Raw genomic sequence first — 17,422 nt, 5'->3', positions numbered from 1 at the left:
GGGTAACCCAGTGACCGTCTCAGCCGTTCCGTTCTCCGCCGCCGTGGCAACGAGTGATTACTTTACGCAGGGACGAACGGCTGCGCCAAGCCAGGCTGCATCCCGGGCGTGTCGCCCGGATCGGCGCCGAACGCGGAACGGCCCGCTCCCCCGAGGGGGAACGGGCCGTAAGGTGACGAGCCGGGTCAGTGGCGCGCGATCACCGGGTTCTTGAGCGTGCCGATGCCCGAGATCGTGACCTCGACGACCTCGCCGTCGCGGATCTGGCCGACCCCGGCGGGGGTACCGGTCAGGATGACGTCACCGGGCAGCAGGGTCCAGATCGACGACACGAACTCGACCAGCGAGGGGATGTCGTGGACCATCTCGTTCGTCGAGCCCGCCTGGCGCAGGTCGCCGTCCACGCGGGTCTCGATGCGGATGTCCGACGGGTCGATCTCGGTCTCGATCACGGGGCCGAGCGGGCAGAAGGTGTCGAACCCCTTCGAACGGGTCCACTGGCCGTCGCGGGCCTGCAGGTCGCGGGCGGTCACGTCGTTGGCGATCGTGTACCCGAGCACGACGCTCGCGAAGTCCTCGCGCCGGACGTTCTTGGCGAGCGATCCGATCACGATGGCGAGTTCGCCCTCGTGGTCGACGCGGCCGATGTCCGCCGGCAGACGGATGGGTTCGTCGGGTCCGATCACCGAGGTGTTCGGCTTGAGGAACACCACCGGGTCGTCGCCGGCACGCTCGTCCATCTCCGAGGCGTGCTCGAGGTAGTTGAGCCCCACCCCGACGACCTTCGACCGCGGGATGACTGGGGCGAGGAGCTTGGCGTCGGCGAGTGCGACGCGCTCCCCCGTGGTCTCGAACCCCTGGTACATCGGGTCTCCGGCGAGCACCACCAGGTGCCGCTCGTCGAGGATGCCGTACCGGGGGTCTTCACCCTTGCTGCTGAACCGTGCGATCTTCACCGTTCGACCCTACCCACGCCCGAGCCTCGATCAGGACGCGTCGGTCAGCTTCGTCATCCACCCGTGCGGGTCGGGACGACGGCCGTACTGGATGTCGGTGAGCTCGTCGCGCAGGGACATCGTGAGTTCCCCGGCGCCCTCGGTCGGCGAACCGATCGTGAAGCCCTCGCCGCGGAGCTCCGCGATCGGCGTCACGACGGCGGCCGTCCCGCAGGCGAACGCCTCGGTGATGGAGCCGTCGGCCACACCGTCACGCCACTCGTCGAGGGTCACCCGGCGCTTCTCGACCGTGAGCCCGCGGTCCTCTGCCAACTGCAGGATCGAGTCGCGCGTGATGCCCTCGAGGATGGAGTCGGAGTCGGGCGTGACGAGCGTGCCGTCGGACTTCACGAGCACGACGTTCATGCCGCCGAGTTCTTCGAGGTACTTGCCCTCGACCGAGTCGAGGAACATGACCTGCTGGCACCCGTGCTCGTAGGCCTCCTGCTGGGGCAGCAGCGACGACGCGTAGTTGCCACCGGTCTTGGCGGCACCGGTCCCGCCCTTGCCGGCGCGGGCGTACTGGGTCGACAGCCAGATCGAGACCGGCTTCGGGCCCGAGGTGAAGTACGCCCCGGCCGGGCTCGCGATGCAGTGGTACGCCACCGCCTGCGCGGCACGCACCCCCAGGAACGACTCGGTCGCGATCATGAACGGCCGGAGGTACAGGCTCGTCTCGGGCGCGGACGGCACCCAGTCGACGTCGGTCTGCACGAGCTGCCGGATCGACTCGACGAAGGCCTCTACCGGCAGTTCCGGCAGCGCCAGCCGACGGGCCGACCGCTGGAACCGACGGGCGTTGGCGTCCGGGCGGAAGGACCACACCGACCCGTCCGCGTGCCGGTACGCCTTGAGCCCCTCGAAGATCTCCTGCGCGTAGTGCAGCACGCTGGCGCTCGGGTCGAGCGAGAGCGGGCCGTAGGGGTGGACCGAGGCACCGTGCCAACCGCCGTCGAGCGTCCACTCGACGGTGGCCATGTGGTCCGTGAAGTGCTTGCCGAAGCCCGGGTCGGCGAGGATCTCCTCGCGCTCGGCGGCGGCACGACGGTCCGCGGACGGGGTGGTGGCGAACTCGAGTCCGAAGGCGGTGTCGGTGCTCATGGGGAGGGCTCCTTCTCAGGCGGTGGTGGTGCGTGCCGTGGCCGCGGCGGCGATGGCGTCGCCGATCTCGGCCGTGCGACGCTGCGTGGTGCCCCGGTCTGCCAGGTCCGCCTCGACGGCCCGCGTCACCGCCGTCGCCAGGTCGCTGCGACCGATGTGGTCGAGCAGCAGGGCGACGGAGAGGATGGCGGCCGTGGGATCGGCCTTCTGCTGACCCGCGATGTCCGGCGCGGAGCCGTGGACCGGCTCGAACATGCTGGGGAAGGTGCCGTCCGGGTTGATGTTGCCCGAGGCCGCCAGACCGATGCCGCCGCTGATCGCGCCGGCCAGGTCGGTGATGATGTCGCCGAAGAGGTTGTCGGTGACGATGACGTCGAACCTAGCAGGATCCCGCACCATGTGGATGGTGACCGCATCGACGTGCTGGTAGTCCACCGTGACGTCCGGGAACTCCGCGCCGACGGCCGCGACCGTGCGCTGCCACAGGGCCCCGGCGTGCACCAGGACGTTGCTCTTGTGCACGAGCGTGAGGTGCTTCCGTGCCCGACGGTTCGCCAGGTCGAAGGCGTAGCGGACGACCCGCTCGACACCGAACGCGGTGTTCAGCGAGACCTCGGTCGCGATCTCCTGCGGCGTGCCCGTGCGGATCGCTCCGCCGTTGCCGACGTACGGCCCCTCGGTGCCCTCGCGCACGACGACGAAGTCCACCGCGCCCGGGTCGGCGAGCGGCGTCGCGACGGCGTCGTGGACCTTGGTCGGCCGCAGGTTGACGTAGTGGTCGAACGCGAAGCGCAGCTTCAGCAGGAGCCCACGCTCGATGATCCCGCCGGCGAGCCGGGGGTCGCGGGGGTCCCCGCCGACGGCGCCGAGCAGGATCGCGTCGTGCGACGCGATGGCGGACATGTCGTCCTCGGTGAGGATGTCACCGGTCTCGAGGTAGCGCGTCGCACCGAGGGAGAACGGGGTCTCCTCGATGACGAGGTCGTCCGGGGTCACGGCGTGCAGGACCTTGAGGGCCTCGTCGACCACCTCTGGTCCGATGCCGTCCCCGCGGATCACCGCGAGCTGGAGCGTCCGGACGGCCATCAGAGCGTGATGTCGATCTCGCGGAGCGAGGAGGCGTCGATCGCCCGGCCGACGTGCTCGAGGATCTCGGCGGGCACCGGCGAGTCGACGGTCAGGACGCTGAGCGCCTGGCCGCCGGCGGCTTGGCGCGAGATCTGCATCGCCGCGATGTTGATGCCGGCCTCGCCGAACTCCTTGCCGTAGACCGCGACGATGCCCGGGCGGTCGACGTACTCCATGACGACGTGGTGCCGGTCGAGCGGGACCTCGACGTCGTGCCCGTTGATCTCGACGAGCTTCTCGACCTGCTTGGGGCCGGTGAGCGTGCCGGAGACGCTGATCGCGGGGCCGTCGGACTGGGCGCCGCGGATCGTGAGCACGTTGCGGTACTCGGGGCTGTCGGTCTCGGTGATGAGCCGTACGGTGACACCGCGCTGCTCCGCGATGAGCGGGGCGTTGACGTAGGAGACCTGGTCGCTGACGACGTCGGTGAAGACGCCCTTGAGCGCCGCGAGCTTGAGCACGCTGACGTCGTACTCGGCGAGCTCGCCGTGGACCTCGACGTCGATGCTCGTGACGGGCGACGTCGCGAGGGCCGTGAAGACCTGGCCGAGCTTCTCGACGAGCGGGATGCCGGGGCGGACGTACGGGTCGATGACGCCGCCGGCGACGTTGACCGCGTCCGGCACGAGCTCGCCGCCGAGCGCGAGACGCACCGACTTGGCGACCGAGACGCCGGCCTTCTCCTGCGCTTCGTCCGTCGAGGCACCCAGGTGCGGCGTGACGACCACGTTGGGCAGCGCGACGAGCGGGGAGTCCTTCGGGGGCTCCGACACGAAGACGTCGAGGCCGGCACCCGCGATGGTGTTCGCGGTCAGTGCACGGTGCAGGGCGTCCTCGTCGATCAGGCCGCCGCGGGCGACGTTCACGACGAACGCCGTCGGCTTCATGAGCGCGAACTGGTCGTCCGAGATCATGCCGAGGGTCTCGGGCGTGCGCGGCATGTGGATCGTGACGAAGTCGGCACGCCGCAGCAGGTCGTCGAGGGAGACGAGCTCGACCCCGAGCTGCTGGGCGCGAGCCGTCGTGACGTAGGGGTCGTACGCGATCACCTGGACGCCGAAGGCCTGCAGGCGCTGCGTGATGAGCGCGCCGATGCGGCCGAGACCGATGATGCCGACGGTCTTCTCGTAGAGCTCGACGCCGGTGTACGACGAGCGCTTCCACGCACCGGCGGCCAGCGACGCGTGCGCGGCCGGGATGTGGCGGGCGAGCGACAGGATGTGCCCGACGGTGAGCTCGGCGGCGGAGATGATGTTCGACGTCGGCGCGTTCACCACCATGACACCGGCGGTGGTCGCCGCCTTGATGTCGACGTTGTCCAGGCCGACACCGGCACGGGCGACGACCTTGAGGTTCGGGGCCGCGGCGATCGCCTCGGCATCGACCTTGGTGGCGGAACGCACCAGCACGGCATCCGCGTCGGCGAGGGCCGACAGGAGCGCGGGGCGGTCGGTGCCGTCCACGTTCCGGATCTCGAAGTCGGGCCCGAGGGCGTCGACCGTGGCGGGCGAGAGTTCTTCGGCGATCAGGACGACCGGCTTCGACACAGCTGCTGTTTCCTCACGAGAGACGGTTGGTATCCCACCATGCTATCGACGTGCGCGGCCCGTTACGACCGCGGGCGCCTAGAACTGCAGCAGGCTCGGCACGAACAGCTGCAGGTCGAGCCAGAGGGCGCCCGCCGCCGCGAAGGCGAGGACGAAGACGGCGAGGGTGACCGCGAGCCGCGCACGACGCGTGATCACCAGGGCGACCACGAACGCGACCGGGGCGATCAGGATGTCCAGGACCAGCCACACCCAGGGCGTGCTCGCTTGCAGCGACTCGCCACCGGAGGTGGTCGCGAGGAACGCGTTGAACTCGTCCACCCGCTGCGAGATCTGCGTGAGGTTCCCCACCGCCTGCACCGTCATGTAGGCGAACAGCACGGCGAACACGAGCCAGACCGCGATGCGGCCGACGACCGGTCCGCGCGACCGGCGGTCGACCGGCGTCGCGGCGGTCACCCGAAGCTCCGCGTCAGCAGGAACGGCCACGGGAACAGCACCACGGCGCCGAGCAGCATCCAGAGCAGTCGTGTCCGGGTCCGGCTGCCGCGGGCGGCCCACAGCACCACTGTGAACCACAGCGCCGGCGCGAGGATGGCGAGGAACCGGAGCACCTCGACGAAGACCGTCAGGACGGTGTCGACACCCGAGACGTACGAGGTCGACGCCGTCAGCAGCCAGGCGACCGTGTAGAGCAGGTAGAGCCCACCGAACACGCCGAACCCGACGAGGGCGCCGGAGGTCTCCGGTGCCTCGGGGTCGCGGTCGCCACGGTCCTTGACGGCGACCGGGTTGTGCGCGGCGTCGACGTGGGTGGCGTCGTCGGCGTCACCCCAGCTGAGCGCCTCGTCGTCGTGGTCGACGGCGTTCGTCACGTCCGGGTCGACCGACCCGTCGGGTGGGGATGCTGCCGTGTTCATGCCTCGATCCTACGAGGGACCGGCGCACGGGGAGACCACGGGTTCCCGGTGTGACGTGCGCTCAGGCGTCGGCGGGCTGCGTCGCGAGCACCTCGGCGACGACGTCCCGCACGGCGGGGAAGAGCGGGTGGCTCTCCATCAGGCCGGTGAGGATCTCGGTGAGCGCGTGCGCCGTCGCGCCGGAGCGGAGCAGCGCGTGCAGCTCGATCGACTCCGGGTCGTTCTCGTCGTCGAACGCGAGCGCGACGCGGACGGCCCCGAGCAGGTGCTCGACCGGCAACCCGCGTTCGGCGAGCTGCGCGGCGGGACCGACGAAGCGCTCGCGTCGGCCGAGCTTGCGGAGCGGGTTGCGTCCGACGCGCACGGTGGTGTCGGGGAGGTGCGGGTTCGCGATGCGCGACAGGTTCGCCGCGACGTACCGAGCGTGGTCCTCCGGGTCGAAACCGTGCTTCGCGACGAGCAGCGCGGTGGTCTCGGCGAGCACGCCGTCGACCTCGGCACGGACGGCGTCGTCCTCGAGGGCTTCGCGGATGAGCCGGATGCCCCGGACGTAGCCGTGGTAGGCGGCCGTCGCGTGCGCGGTGTTCACCGTGTAGAGCTTGCGCTCGACGAAGGGCTGCAGGTCGTCGACCCAGGTGACGCCCTCGATCGTCGGGGGTTCGGCGTCGGAGCCGAGGAACGGCGTGCGCTCGATGACCCACTCGTAGAAGGGCTCGAGCACGACGTCGAGGCCGCCGGACTGCCCGAGCACGCCGGACTGGTCGGGGACGATGCGGTCGATGGCGCAGTTCGCGAACACCGCGGCGATGTCGCGGTCCTCGAGCACCGGCGCACGCCGGATGCTCGCGTGCAGCGAATCGGTGGCGTTGAACGCGTTCTCGCACGCCACGATCGTGACGTCGCCGCGCTCGAGCGGACGTGCCGCGAGACCCTCGGCGATGAGCGGTGCGACGAGCGGGAGCGTCCGGGCGCCGACGGCGGTCGTCACGACGTCCGCCTCGGCGATCGCCTGGATCACGCGGTCGCGGTCGGTCTTGCTGCTGAGCGCCCGGAAGCCGTAGACGAGGTGCTCGACCGGCATCTCGCCGACCTCGTGCACCACGAAGCGTCCGGCTTCGTTCAACGCGGAGACCACACGGTCGTCGACGTCGACGAAGGTGAGCTCGTAGCCGCTCGCCACGAGGAACTGGCCCACGAACCCACGCCCGATCTTGCCGGCGCCGATGTGGACCGCTCGTTTCGTCACCGCCATCCGATGATCATCCCATGCTGGTCGGTCCGCCCCTGACCGCTCGTGCGGACCGCGGACGACGGCTGTCGCACATCGTCCGGGCGCACGCCGACGGGACGCCGGTCCACGGCGTCGGGGCTGGAGAAGAGCTGCTGCATAACGTTCGGGTCACGTCGCGAGGCGGCGGTGCAAGGGCTGCACCGCCGCCTCGTCATCGAGTGTTCCTCGGAAGACTACCGCGCTGCCGAGCCGTCCACGTAGTCGCCGTCGTTCTGCTTCCACGCGAAGAGCGCGCGGAGCTCGCGGCCGGTCGCCTCGATCGGGTGGCCCTCGCCCTTGGCGCGCAGCGCCTTGAACTCGGGTGCGCCGGCGTCCTGGTCGTCGATGAAGCGCTTCGCGAAGGCACCGTTCTGGATGTCCGCGAGCACCGCCTTCATGTTCTCCTTGACGTCGGGCGAGATCACGCGCGGGCCGGAGACGTAGTCACCGAACTCGGCGGTGTCGGAGATCGACCAGCGCTGCTTGGTGAGGCCGCCCTCCCAGATCAGGTCGACGATCAGCTTGAGCTCGTGCAGGACCTCGAAGTACGCGATCTGCGGCTGGTAGCCCGCCTCGACCAGGGTCTCGAAGCCGTACTGGATGAGCTGCGAGGTGCCACCGCACAGGACGGCCTGCTCGCCGAACAGGTCGGTCTCGGTCTCCTCGGTGAAGGTCGTCTTGATGCCGCCGGAGCGCAGACCACCGATGGCCTTCGAGTACGACCAGGCGAGGTCCCAGGCGGAACCCGACGCGTCGACCTCGACGGCGACGATCACGGGGACGCCACGGCCGGCCTCGTACTCGCGACGGACGGTGTGACCCGGGCCCTTCGGGGCGACGAGCGACACGTCGACGCCCTCGGGCGCCTCGATGTAGCCGAAGCGGATGTTGAAGCCGTGGCCGAAGACGAGCGTGGCGCCCGGCTTGAGGTTCGGACGGATGTCGTCGGCGTAGACGATGCGCTGGACCTGGTCCGGCGCGAGGATGACGACGACGTCGGCCCAGGCGGTGACGTCGGCCGGGGTGAGGACCTCGAAGCCGGCCTCTTCGGCCTTCTGACGGCTCTTCGAGCCCTCCTTGAGGCCGATCTTGACCTCGACACCCGAGTCACGGAGGTTGAGGGCGTGGGCGTGGCCCTGCGAGCCGTACCCGATGACGGCGACCTTCTTGCCCTGGATGAGCGTCAGGTCGGCGTCGGCGTCGTACACGATGTCAGTCACGAGGGTGTGTCTCCTTGGTTCTGGTGGATTGTGGGGGTGGCGGACCGCTGGTCAGCGCACCCGGTCGGTGATGCTCTTCGGTCCGCGACCCATGCCGAGGAGTCCCGCACGGGCGAGCTCCTTGATGCCGTAGGGCTCGAGGACGCGGAGGATCGCCTGGATCTTGCCGGGGTCTCCGGTCACCTCGACGATGAGCGAGTCGTTCGCGACGTCGACGACCTGTGCGCGGAACAGGTTCACTGCCTCGAGCACGGCCGACCGTGTCTGGTTGTCGACGCGGACCTTCACGAGCATGTGCTCGCGCTGGACGGACTGCGAGAAGTCCAGTTCGACGATCTTGATGACGTTGACGAGCTTGTTGAGCTGCTTCGTCACCTGCTCGAGCGGGAGGTCCTCGACGTCGACGACGACGGTGATCCGGCTGAGGCCGTCGACCTCGGTGTTGCCGACGGCGAGCGACTCGATGTTGAACCCGCGGCGGGCGAACAGGCCCGCGACGCGGGTCAGCAGACCGGGCTTGTCCTCGACGAGGAGGGACAGGACGTGGCTCATGCGGTTTCCCCCGTCATGTCGGCGTCCTCATCGTCCCAGGTGGGTGCGAGGGCCTGGGCGTACTCGATGGACGAGTTGCTGACTCCCTGCGGGACCATCGGCCAGACCATCGAGTCACGGCTCACGACGAAGTCGATCACCACGGGGCGGTCGTTCGTCTCGAGTGCGAGCTGGATGGCGGCGTCGACCTCGTCGGCCTTCTCGACGCGGATGCCGAGGGCACCGTACGCGTCCGCCAGCTTCACGAAGTCGGGCACTCGGCGCGAGTCGTGGCCGGTCTCGAGGTCGGTGAACGAGTGACGACCGTCGTAGAACAGCGTCTGCCACTGCCGCACCATGCCGAGCGACGAGTTGTTGATGATCGCGACCTTGATCGGGATGTCGTTGATGACGCAGGTCGCGAGTTCCTGGTTCGTCATCTGGAAGCAGCCGTCGCCGTCGATCGCCCAGACCACGCGGTCCGGCTGGGCGACCTTCGCGCCCATCGCGGCGGGGACGGAGTAGCCCATCGTGCCCGCGCCGCCGGAGTTCAGCCAGGCGTTCGGGCGCTCGTACTTGATGAACTGCGCCGACCACATCTGGTGCTGTCCGACACCCGAGGCGTAGACGGCCTCGGGTCCGGAGAGCTCGCCGATGCGCTTGATGATGGCCTGCGGGGCGAGCAGCCCGTCGGTCGGCTCGGCGTACCCGAGCGGGAAGTCGACCTTGAGCTGGCGGAGCTTCGTCCACCAGTCGGCCGTCGAGGCGCGGTCGTCGACGGCGATGCCGCCCCACGCGTCGAGCAGGTCGACGAGGACCTCACGGGCGTCGCCCACGATCGGGACGTCGGCGAAGCGGATCTTCGAGATCTCGGCCGGGTCGATGTCGACGTGCACGACCTTGGCGTTCGGCGCGAACTCGTCGGCCTTGCCCGTCACGCGGTCGTCGAAGCGGGCACCGAGCGCGATGATCAGGTCGCTGTCCTGCAGACCGAGCACCGCCGGGACGGTGCCGTGCATACCGGGCATGCCGAGGTGCTGCGGGTGCGAGTCCGGGAAGGCGCCGCGTGCCATCAGCGTCGTCACGACGGGCGCACCCGTCGCCTCGGCGAAGCGGAGCAGCTCGGCGGTCGCACGGGAGCGGATCACGCCGCCGCCGACGTAGAGCACCGGACGCTCGGCCTCGGCCAGGAGCTGCGCGGCCGCGGTGATCTGCTTGCCGTGCGCCTTGGTGACCGGTCGGTAGCCGGGCAGGTCGATCTTGGGCGGCCAGACGTAGGGCGCCGACTTCTGCTGGGCGTCCTTCGTGATGTCCACCAGCACGGGGCCGGGCCGACCGGTCGTCGCGATGAGGTGCGCCGCGGCCAGGGTCGCCGGCACGTCGGCCGGGTCCGTGACCAGGAACGAGTGCTTCGTGATCGGCATCGTGATGCCGACGATGTCGGCTTCCTGGAACGCGTCGGTCCCCATAAGCGTCGAGAACACCTGGCCGGTGATCGCGATGAAGGGCACCGAGTCCATGTAGGCGTCGGCGATGGCCGTGACGAGGTTCGTCGCACCGGGGCCGGACGTCGCGATGGCGACACCGACCTTGCCGGACGCCGAGGCGTAGCCCTCGGCGGCGTGGCCGGCGCCCTGCTCGTGGCGGACGAGGATGTGGCGGATCGTCTTCGACGCCATGAGCTCGTCGTAGAACGGGATGATGGCACCGCCCGGCAGGCCGAAGACGTCGGTGATCCCGAGGTGCTCGAGCGTCCGGAGGACGGCTCCCGAGCCGGTCAGGATCTCCGGCGACCGGCGTGCACCGGCGGCCGCGGACAGCGGAGTTGCTTCCGTGGGCATGAGGTGGTCCTTGCCTGGAGAGGTGGCGATGGTGCGTGTGTCGAACGCTAGCCCGTGACCGCGCCCTGGGCGGCGGACTTCACGAGCTTGGCGTACTTCGCGAGGACTCCGCGGGTGTAGCGCGGGGGCAGCGGGGCCCAGCCGTCACGGCGGGCCTCCAGCTCGGTCGGGTCGACCAGTAGGTCGAGCGAGCGAGCCGCGATGTCGACACGGATGCGGTCGCCATCGCGCACGAAGGCAACTGGACCTGCGTCCACTGCCTCGGGTGCGATGTGGCCGATGCACAGGCCGGTTGTGCCGCCTGAGAATCGTCCGTCGGTCAAGAGTAGTACATCCTTGCCGAGGCCCGCGCCCTTGATGGCTGCGGTGATGGCGAGCATCTCGCGCATGCCCGGGCCGCCCTTGGGGCCCTCGTAGCGGATGACGACGACGTCGCCCTTCTGGATCTTCCCCTCGGTGAGGGCGTCCATCGCGGCACGCTCGCGGTCGAACACCCGCGCGGGGCCCTCGAACACCTCGGCGTCGAAGCCCGCGGTCTTCACCACGGCACCCTCGGGGGCGAAGGTCCCCTGCAGGACGGTCAGGCCGCCGGTCTCGTGGATCGGGTTGTCGAGCGTGCGGAAGACCTCGCCGTCGAGCGCCGGCGGGTCGATCTCGGCCAGGTTCTCGGCGACGGTCTTGCCCGTGACGGTGAGGCAGTCACCGTGCAGCAGGCCGGCGTCGAGCAGCGCCTTCATGATCACCGGGATGCCGCCGTTGCGGTCGACGTCGACCATGACGTACTTGCCGAAGGGCTTCATGTCGGCCAGGTGCGGGACCTTCGAACCGATGCGGTTGAAGTCGTCCAGCGACAGCTCGACCTCGGCCTCGTAGGCGATGGCGAGCAGGTGCAGGATGACGTTGGTGGAGCCGCCGAGGGCCATCGCCACGGCGATCGCGTTCTCGAACGCTTCCTTCGTCAGGATCTGGCGGGCGGTGATCCCGTGCTCGAGCATGTTCACCACGGCCTCGCCGGAGCGGTGCGCGTAGTAGTCACGGCGGCGGTCGGCGCTCGGCGGGGCGGCGGAGCCCGGCAGCGACATGCCGAGGGCCTCGGCCACGCTCGCCATGGTGTTGGCCGTGTACATGCCACCGCAGGCGCCCTCGCCCGGGACGATGGCGCACTCGATCTTCTTCAGCTCTTCCTCGGACATCGTGCCGGCCTTGCAGGCACCGACGCCCTCGAAGGAGTCGATGATCGTGACTTCCTTCATCGTGCCGTCTGCCTGCTTCACGTAGCCAGGCATGACCGAACCCGCGTACAGGAACACGCTCGCCAGGTCGAGGCGCGCGGCGGCCATGAGCATGCCCGGCAGGGACTTGTCGCAGCCAGCGAGCAGGACGGTGCCGTCCAGGCGCTCGGCGTTGACGACGGTCTCGACGCTGTCGGCGATGACCTCGCGCGAGACGAGCGAGAAGTGCATGCCCTCGTGGCCCATCGAGATGCCGTCCGAGACGGAGATGGTGCCGAACTGCAGCGGGTAGCCGCCGCCGGAGTGGACGCCTTCCTTGGCGCCCTGTGCGAGGCGGTCGAGCGAGAGGTTGCAGGGCGTGATCTCGTTCCACGAGGACGCGATGCCGATCTGCGGCTTGCTCCAGTCCTCGTCTCCCATACCGACGGCCCGCAGCATGCCACGCGAGGTGGTTGCTTCGATCCCGTCGGTGACGACCCGGCTGCGCGGCTTGACGTCGATATCAGGCATGGAGCGAGTCTAGGACGCTTTGGGATACCAGTTGGACAACAACATGCGTTCGCATGTTCTGGAGCCCGACCGGGAGGCCCGGATCACCCTGGTCAGCGCGTCGCACGCAGGCGCGCGAGCTGCTTCAGGACGCCGGTCAGGGCCGCCGGGTCCGCGATGCGGTACCCGGCACGGGTCTCCCCCGGGCCCACCTTCACGCCGACGTCGCCGTCCCCGAGCACGCGGAAGCCGTCCTCGTCGGTGACGTCGTCACCGGCGAAGAACACCGCGTCGGCACCGTGGAGCTCGCGCAGCCGGGCGATCGCGTCGCCCTTCGTGACGTGCCGGACGGCGAACTCGACGATGTCCTTGCCACCGCGCTCGAGCACGTCGGCGTCGGCATCGTGCGCCGCACGGCTCGCGTCGGCGTTCGCCTGCGCGGCGACCTCGGCGCTCACGCGACGGGTGTGCACGCCGTGGCCGGCCGGCTTGTGCTCGATGACGACGCCCGGGTACCGCGCGCCGACCTCGTCGAGCGCCGCACCGATGCGTGCGACGCGGGCGACCTCGTCGTCGGTCAGGGCGGCCTCGTCGTGGCCGTCCACGCGCCACTCGACACCGTGCGACCCGACCAGCGCCATGTCCTGCGGCGCGTGCGACACGGCCGCGAGGCTGCCGAGCGGGCGACCGGAGACGAGCACGACCTCGGTGTCCTTCGCGCGGTGCAGGGTCAGGACCGCTGCCCACGAGCCCGGCAGGGCGCCGACCTGCGACGGCTCGTCGGCGAAGGGCGCGAGCGTGCCGTCGAAGTCGAGGGCGACGATGAGTCGCGGCGCAGCCGCGAGCGTCTCGAGAGCCGTGTCGATGGCGGTCTGGTCGGTGGTGGTCTCAGTCATCACGTGCCTCCCGGGTGTCCTCGGCAGCCCTGGCGGACTGGGCGTCCTGGTCGAAGATCGACATGTTGTCGGTCTGCGCCTCACGGTGTCGGTCCGCCGGGTCGGTGGCGGACGGGTCGAGCTGGGCGTTCCGCGGCGCGTGCCGGTCGAGCGCCTCGAGGAACGAGCGCGACCAGCGCGCCACGTCGTTGTCGCGCACGCGCTTCCGGAGCGCACGCATGCGTGTCGAGCGCTCGCGGCGCGGCATCTCGATCGCGCGCTCGATGCTGTCCTTCAGCGCGCCGATGTCGTGCGGGTTGACGATGACGGCCTGCTTCAGCTCGTCGGCGGCACCGGCGAACTCGGACAGGATGAGCACTCCGTCGCTGTCGAAGCGGGCCGCGACGTACTCCTTCGCGACGAGGTTCATGCCGTCGCGCAGCGCGGTGACGAGCATGATGTCGGCGGCCAGGTAGAGCGCCACCATCTCCTCGCGCGGGTAGCCGTGGTGCAGGTACGAGATCGGCTGGTGGCCGATGACCCCGAGGTCGCCGTTGATGCGGCCGACGCTCAGCTCGATCTCGTCGCGGAGCGTGGCGTAGGTGTCGACGCGCTCGCGGCTCGGACTCGCGACCTGGATGAGGGCGGCGTCCTCGACCTTGATGCGGCCGTCCTCGACGAGCTCGCCGAAGGCCTTGATGCGGTGTCGGATGCCCTTGGTGTAGTCGAGGCGGTCGACGCCGAGCAGCACCGTCTTCGGGTTGCCGAGGCTCTCGCGGATCTCGCGGGCACGCTCCTGCACCTCGGGACGGCGCGCGATGTCCTCGAAGGCCTCGGCGTCGATCGAGATCGGGAAGTGCCGGGCCTCGACGTGGCGGACCGTGATGCCCTTGCGGCTGCGCGGTGCGTCCGGGTCGTCGACCGGGACGTCGATCGTCTGGCCCTTCGTCGTGTAGCCCTTGATGTGACGGACCGCGCGGAGGAAGTCGCTCGCGTCGTCGTGGCGCTGGAAGCCGATGACGTCGGCGCCGAGCAGGCCGTCCAGGATCTGCGCGCGCCAGGGCAGCTGGGCGTAGATGCCGACCGGCGGGAACGGGATGTGGTTGAAGAAGCCGATCGTCAGGTCGGGACGCTTGGCCCGGAGCAGTGCCGGCACGAGCTGCAGCTGGTAGTCCTGCACCCAGACGATGCCGTCCTGCTCGGTGATCTCGGCGATCTGGGCGGCGAAGCGCTCGTTGACCCGCTTGTAGGCGTTCCACCAGTCGCGGTGGTAGCTCGGGTGCTCGATGACGTCGTGGTACAGCGGCCAGAGGGTGTCGTTGCTGAAGCCCTCGTAGTACTCCTCGACGTCGTCGTCGGACAACGGGACCGGCACGATGTGGATGCCCTCGTTGTCGAACGGCTCGACCTCGACCTCGGGCTGGCCGACCCAGCCGACCCAGGCCCCGTCGTTCGCGCGCATCACGGGCTCGAGGGCGGTGACGAGGCCACCGGGCGAGTGCCGCCATCCCTCGTTGCCGTCCTGGTCGACGACCCGGTCCACCGGCAGGCGGTTCGAGGCGACGACGAAGGCGTACTTGGTGGAGGAACGAGAAGGCGCAGACACGGTGGGAATCTACCAGCGCCCGGACAGCGGATTCACGGCGGATCGGCGGGTTCCGGTACGCTGCGGGTGCGTGTCGGGGGGACACGGGTGCTGGCGTGCGGCATCGGCCTCCCGGTCGGAGAGGACCCACCAGCCATGAGCGAGAACCCGCCGAACCCGCCCGTCCCGCCCGTCCCGCCCGTCCCGCCGGGGCAGCCCGGCCCGCAGTCGTCGGATGCGTTCGGTCGCCTGCTGCGGTCCGTGTCCGGCCGTGACTGGCTGGCCGCCGTGCTCGCCGCCGTCGGCGGCTGGGTCGCCGCCTACGTGGTCGCTGCGATCTCACTGCTCCTCACCGTCGCCGTGCTGGCAGCGGGCGGATCCGGTTCCGTCGGGTCGGGGTCGACCGGCACCGGGACCGACCTCGGCGCCGGGAGCACCCCCGACGTCCAGTCGCTGCTGTCCGGGGTCAGCGTCCTGCTCGGCACCCCCGCCCAGCTCGTCGCCCTCGCCGACCTCGGCCGTCTGCACCTGTCCGGCTCGATCGGCTTCCTCGGGTCGGGGTCGGGCGCACTCGCGGTCGTGCCGGCGCTCGTGCTCGCCGCGCAGGTCGTGCTGGCCGTCGTGCTCACCCGTCGCATCCGCACCCGCGGCCTCGGGCGCACCCCGATCCTGCTGACCGCCGTCCTGTCCGGGCTGGTGACCACGGTGCTGACCAACGCCGCCGCGGGCATCCTCGCCATCCGGTTCCCCGCCGTCTCCGGCGCCTCCATCGACCCCGTGCACGCGGTCGGCCTCGGCAGCATCCTCGGGGCCTTCGTGATCGGCGCACTCGCCGCGGTGCTCGCACGCCCGTCGGCCCTGCTCGGCCGGAACGTGTTCGCCGGTCGCGTCCTCGGCACGCTGCGCGTCGCGGCGTCGCAGCTCACGGTGCTCGTCGTGCTGGTGACGGTCGTCGTCATCGTCGTCGCCCTGGTCGCACAGCCCTCGTGGGGCGCAGCGCTGCCGGTGCTCGTCGGCAACGTCGCGGTCGGCCTCACCGCCCTCGGCTTCTTCGGCGGCGTCGGGCTGTTCGGCTTCGGGTCGGCGGGCAGCACGGCGTCGGTCTTCGGCGGCGCCGGCGGCTGGACCTGGCTCGTCGTCCTGCTCGTCGTCGTGACCTCGGTCGTCGCGGGCCTCGCACTCGCTGTCCGCCGCAACGACCGGTTCCGCACCACGCTGGACTGGGTCGTGACCCCGGTCGTCTGGTTCGCCCTCGGGCTCCTGCTCTTCGTGCTCGGCACCGGCCTGGTGTCCTACCAGGCGACGGGCATCAGCGCCGTCAGCGGGACCGGTTCGATCGGGATCGCACCGTGGACGCCGCTCGTGTTCGCGCTGTGGGGCGGCGCGATCGAGGCCGTGGCACGGTACCTCGCGCCCGTGCTGCTCCCCCGCCTCGGCGGTGGCGTCGTGCTGCGGACCTCGCGCCTCGTCGGAGCGGACCAGCGCCCGGCGGCCGCACCGACCTTCCCGGCAGCGACTCCGGCGTTCCCGCCGGCCGGCCCGGCGTTCCCGCCGGCCGACCCTGCGTTCCCGTCGGCCGACCCGGCGTTCCCGTCGGCGGCGCCCGCGGGCGACCCGGCGGCAGCAGCGTGGGCGGCGACGCCCGGCGTCGGGCACCCCGGTCAGCCGGAACAGCCCTTCGTCGGCGGCGGCGCTCCCGCGCCCGCTCCGATGTCGCCGCGCGCCAAGAAGGTCCTGGTCCGCTCGCTCATCGCCGGCGGCGCCGTGGTCGTCGTCGTCATCGCGGGAGCCGTCACCACCGGTGTGCTCCGTGCCAACGTGTGGGGTCCGGCTCCGACCGTGAAGTCCTACGTGCAGGCCATCGCGAGTGGCGACGCCGACACCGCCGCCCGACTCAGCGAGGTGCCGTCCGACGCCGCCATGCTCGACACCGCGGTGCTGAAGAGCGCGAAGGACCGTCCGTCGGACATCCGCATCGGCCGCGTGTCGACGAGCGGTGACACCGCCCTCGCCACCGTCAGCTACACCCAGGGCGGCAAGAACCGCTCCGGCCAGGTCAGCCTCCGGCGCACCGGCACCTCGTTCCTGGTGAAGGACGAGTGGCGCGTCACCGAGCCGCTCGCCCAGACCGTCACCCTGACCGCGTCCGAGGTGCTCGAGGGTGCCCCGGTCACGGTCGGCGGCAAGGAGATCGGCGAGATCAGCGACGGCCGGTTCACCTCGCTCGCCTACCCCGGCACCTACGAGGTGCAGGTCGGCGGGACGAAGTACTTCACCGGCGGCACCGAGCAGGTGTCGGTCGGCGCGACGTCGTCCGGGTACGTCGACTTCACCCCCACCGCCACGAAGGCGCTGCAGCAGGACGCCGAGCAGTACGTGACCGACCTGATCGACGACTGCGCCACGAAGACCGACCTCAGCGCGTTGAGCGGGTGCCCCTGGTACGGCCCGTACGACGCTGATGGTGCCGTGCGCTACGACGTCACGACGATGCCCGAGGTCGAGGTCGAGGCCTCCGGTTCGGGCACGGTCATGGTGCAGAGCACGAAGGACGGTGTCGTCGAGTACGACTACACCTCGTACTTCGGGGACGAAGAGCACGGCGAGGACAGCTTCGATGTGTACCAGTACCTGAAGGTCGAGGACGGGAAGCTCGTCTCCGCCTACTGACGCACCACCGAACGCGAC

At 70.4% G+C, this 17,422-nt stretch carries 14 protein-coding genes; 1 reads left to right on the top strand and 13 read right to left on the bottom strand.

The window, feature by feature from the left end:
- Positions 1 to 185: 185 nt before the first annotated feature.
- The 13 genes from M4960_RS13965 to otsA form a co-directional block, all read right to left on the bottom strand.
- The gene (locus M4960_RS13965; protein WP_123292275.1) at positions 186 to 956 is read right to left on the bottom strand and encodes a fumarylacetoacetate hydrolase family protein; all 771 of its coding nucleotides are present in this window, start codon (positions 954 to 956) and stop codon (positions 186 to 188) included.
- A gap of 30 nt (positions 957 to 986) precedes the next feature.
- Positions 987 to 2,096 (bottom strand): branched-chain amino acid aminotransferase, encoded by a 1,110-nt coding sequence (locus tag M4960_RS13960; RefSeq protein WP_123339009.1) that lies wholly within the window; start codon positions 2,094 to 2,096, stop codon positions 987 to 989.
- 15 nt (positions 2,097 to 2,111) lie between these two features.
- Positions 2,112 to 3,182, bottom strand: coding sequence for a 3-isopropylmalate dehydrogenase (locus tag M4960_RS13955; RefSeq protein ID WP_123292273.1), 1,071 nt, complete (start codon positions 3,180 to 3,182; stop codon positions 2,112 to 2,114).
- Positions 3,182 to 4,771, bottom strand: coding sequence for a phosphoglycerate dehydrogenase (serA, locus tag M4960_RS13950; RefSeq protein ID WP_248704543.1), 1,590 nt, complete (start codon positions 4,769 to 4,771; stop codon positions 3,182 to 3,184). The genes M4960_RS13955 and serA overlap by 1 nt, the downstream gene beginning before the upstream one ends.
- Before the next feature lie 78 nt (positions 4,772 to 4,849).
- The gene (locus tag M4960_RS13945; protein ID WP_159574067.1) at positions 4,850 to 5,230 is read right to left on the bottom strand and encodes a hypothetical protein; all 381 of its coding nucleotides are present in this window, start codon (positions 5,228 to 5,230) and stop codon (positions 4,850 to 4,852) included.
- Positions 5,227 to 5,691 carry a hypothetical protein gene (locus M4960_RS13940; RefSeq protein ID WP_111085937.1) on the bottom strand — a complete coding sequence of 155 codons (465 nt, stop codon included), beginning with the start codon at positions 5,689 to 5,691 and terminating at the stop codon, positions 5,227 to 5,229. The genes M4960_RS13945 and M4960_RS13940 overlap by 4 nt, the downstream gene beginning before the upstream one ends.
- Before the next feature lie 61 nt (positions 5,692 to 5,752).
- The gene (locus tag M4960_RS13935; RefSeq protein ID WP_123292269.1) at positions 5,753 to 6,943 is read right to left on the bottom strand and encodes a mannitol-1-phosphate 5-dehydrogenase; all 1,191 of its coding nucleotides are present in this window, start codon (positions 6,941 to 6,943) and stop codon (positions 5,753 to 5,755) included.
- Between the two features lie 212 nt (positions 6,944 to 7,155).
- Positions 7,156 to 8,181: a ketol-acid reductoisomerase gene (gene ilvC / locus M4960_RS13930; protein ID WP_111085939.1), complete on the bottom strand. Its 1,026-nt coding sequence runs from the start codon at positions 8,179 to 8,181 to the stop codon at positions 7,156 to 7,158.
- 51 nt (positions 8,182 to 8,232) lie between these two features.
- Entirely contained in the window at positions 8,233 to 8,733 is a 501-nt protein-coding gene (gene ilvN / locus M4960_RS13925) for an acetolactate synthase small subunit (protein WP_022907763.1), read from the bottom strand.
- Positions 8,730 to 10,553 (bottom strand): acetolactate synthase large subunit, encoded by a 1,824-nt coding sequence (locus M4960_RS13920; protein ID WP_123292268.1) that lies wholly within the window; start codon positions 10,551 to 10,553, stop codon positions 8,730 to 8,732. The genes ilvN and M4960_RS13920 overlap by 4 nt, the downstream gene beginning before the upstream one ends.
- Positions 10,554 to 10,600: 47 nt before the next feature.
- On the bottom strand, positions 10,601 to 12,295 hold the full coding sequence (gene ilvD, locus M4960_RS13915; RefSeq protein ID WP_123292267.1) for a dihydroxy-acid dehydratase: 1,695 nt from the start codon (positions 12,293 to 12,295) through the stop codon (positions 10,601 to 10,603).
- Positions 12,296 to 12,387: 92 nt separating this feature from the next.
- Positions 12,388 to 13,170 carry a trehalose-phosphatase gene (gene otsB / locus M4960_RS13910; protein ID WP_123938751.1) on the bottom strand — a complete coding sequence of 261 codons (783 nt, stop codon included), beginning with the start codon at positions 13,168 to 13,170 and terminating at the stop codon, positions 12,388 to 12,390.
- Positions 13,163 to 14,755: an alpha,alpha-trehalose-phosphate synthase (UDP-forming) gene (otsA, locus tag M4960_RS13905; protein WP_123292265.1), complete on the bottom strand. Its 1,593-nt coding sequence runs from the start codon at positions 14,753 to 14,755 to the stop codon at positions 13,163 to 13,165. The genes otsB and otsA overlap by 8 nt, the downstream gene beginning before the upstream one ends.
- Before the next feature lie 135 nt (positions 14,756 to 14,890).
- Between otsA and M4960_RS13900 the strand changes: the two genes are divergently transcribed.
- The gene (locus M4960_RS13900) at positions 14,891 to 17,404 is read left to right on the top strand and encodes a hypothetical protein (protein ID WP_248704542.1); all 2,514 of its coding nucleotides are present in this window, start codon (positions 14,891 to 14,893) and stop codon (positions 17,402 to 17,404) included.
- Positions 17,405 to 17,422 lie beyond the last annotated feature (18 nt).

It is taken from the genome of Curtobacterium sp. MWU13-2055 (assembly GCF_023242305.1).
Lineage (GTDB): Bacteria > Actinomycetota > Actinomycetes > Actinomycetales > Microbacteriaceae > Curtobacterium.
This window is presented reverse-complemented; position numbering and strand designations above follow the sequence as displayed.

Coding starts and splice junctions, on each gene's coding strand:
- M4960_RS13900 (WP_248704542.1), top strand. CDS start 14,891: ATGAGCGAGAACCCGCCGAACCCGCCCGTCCCGCCCGTCCCGCCCGTC.
- otsB (WP_123938751.1), bottom strand. CDS start 13,170: ATGACTGAGACCACCACCGACCAGACCGCCATCGACACGGCTCTCGAG.
- M4960_RS13940 (WP_111085937.1), bottom strand. CDS start 5,691: ATGAACACGGCAGCATCCCCACCCGACGGGTCGGTCGACCCGGACGTG.
- ilvN (WP_022907763.1), bottom strand. CDS start 8,733: ATGAGCCACGTCCTGTCCCTCCTCGTCGAGGACAAGCCCGGTCTGCTG.
- M4960_RS13955 (WP_123292273.1), bottom strand. CDS start 3,182: ATGGCCGTCCGGACGCTCCAGCTCGCGGTGATCCGCGGGGACGGCATC.
- M4960_RS13920 (WP_123292268.1), bottom strand. CDS start 10,553: ATGCCCACGGAAGCAACTCCGCTGTCCGCGGCCGCCGGTGCACGCCGG.
- ilvD (WP_123292267.1), bottom strand. CDS start 12,295: ATGCCTGATATCGACGTCAAGCCGCGCAGCCGGGTCGTCACCGACGGG.
- M4960_RS13960 (WP_123339009.1), bottom strand. CDS start 2,096: ATGAGCACCGACACCGCCTTCGGACTCGAGTTCGCCACCACCCCGTCC.
- M4960_RS13935 (WP_123292269.1), bottom strand. CDS start 6,943: ATGGCGGTGACGAAACGAGCGGTCCACATCGGCGCCGGCAAGATCGGG.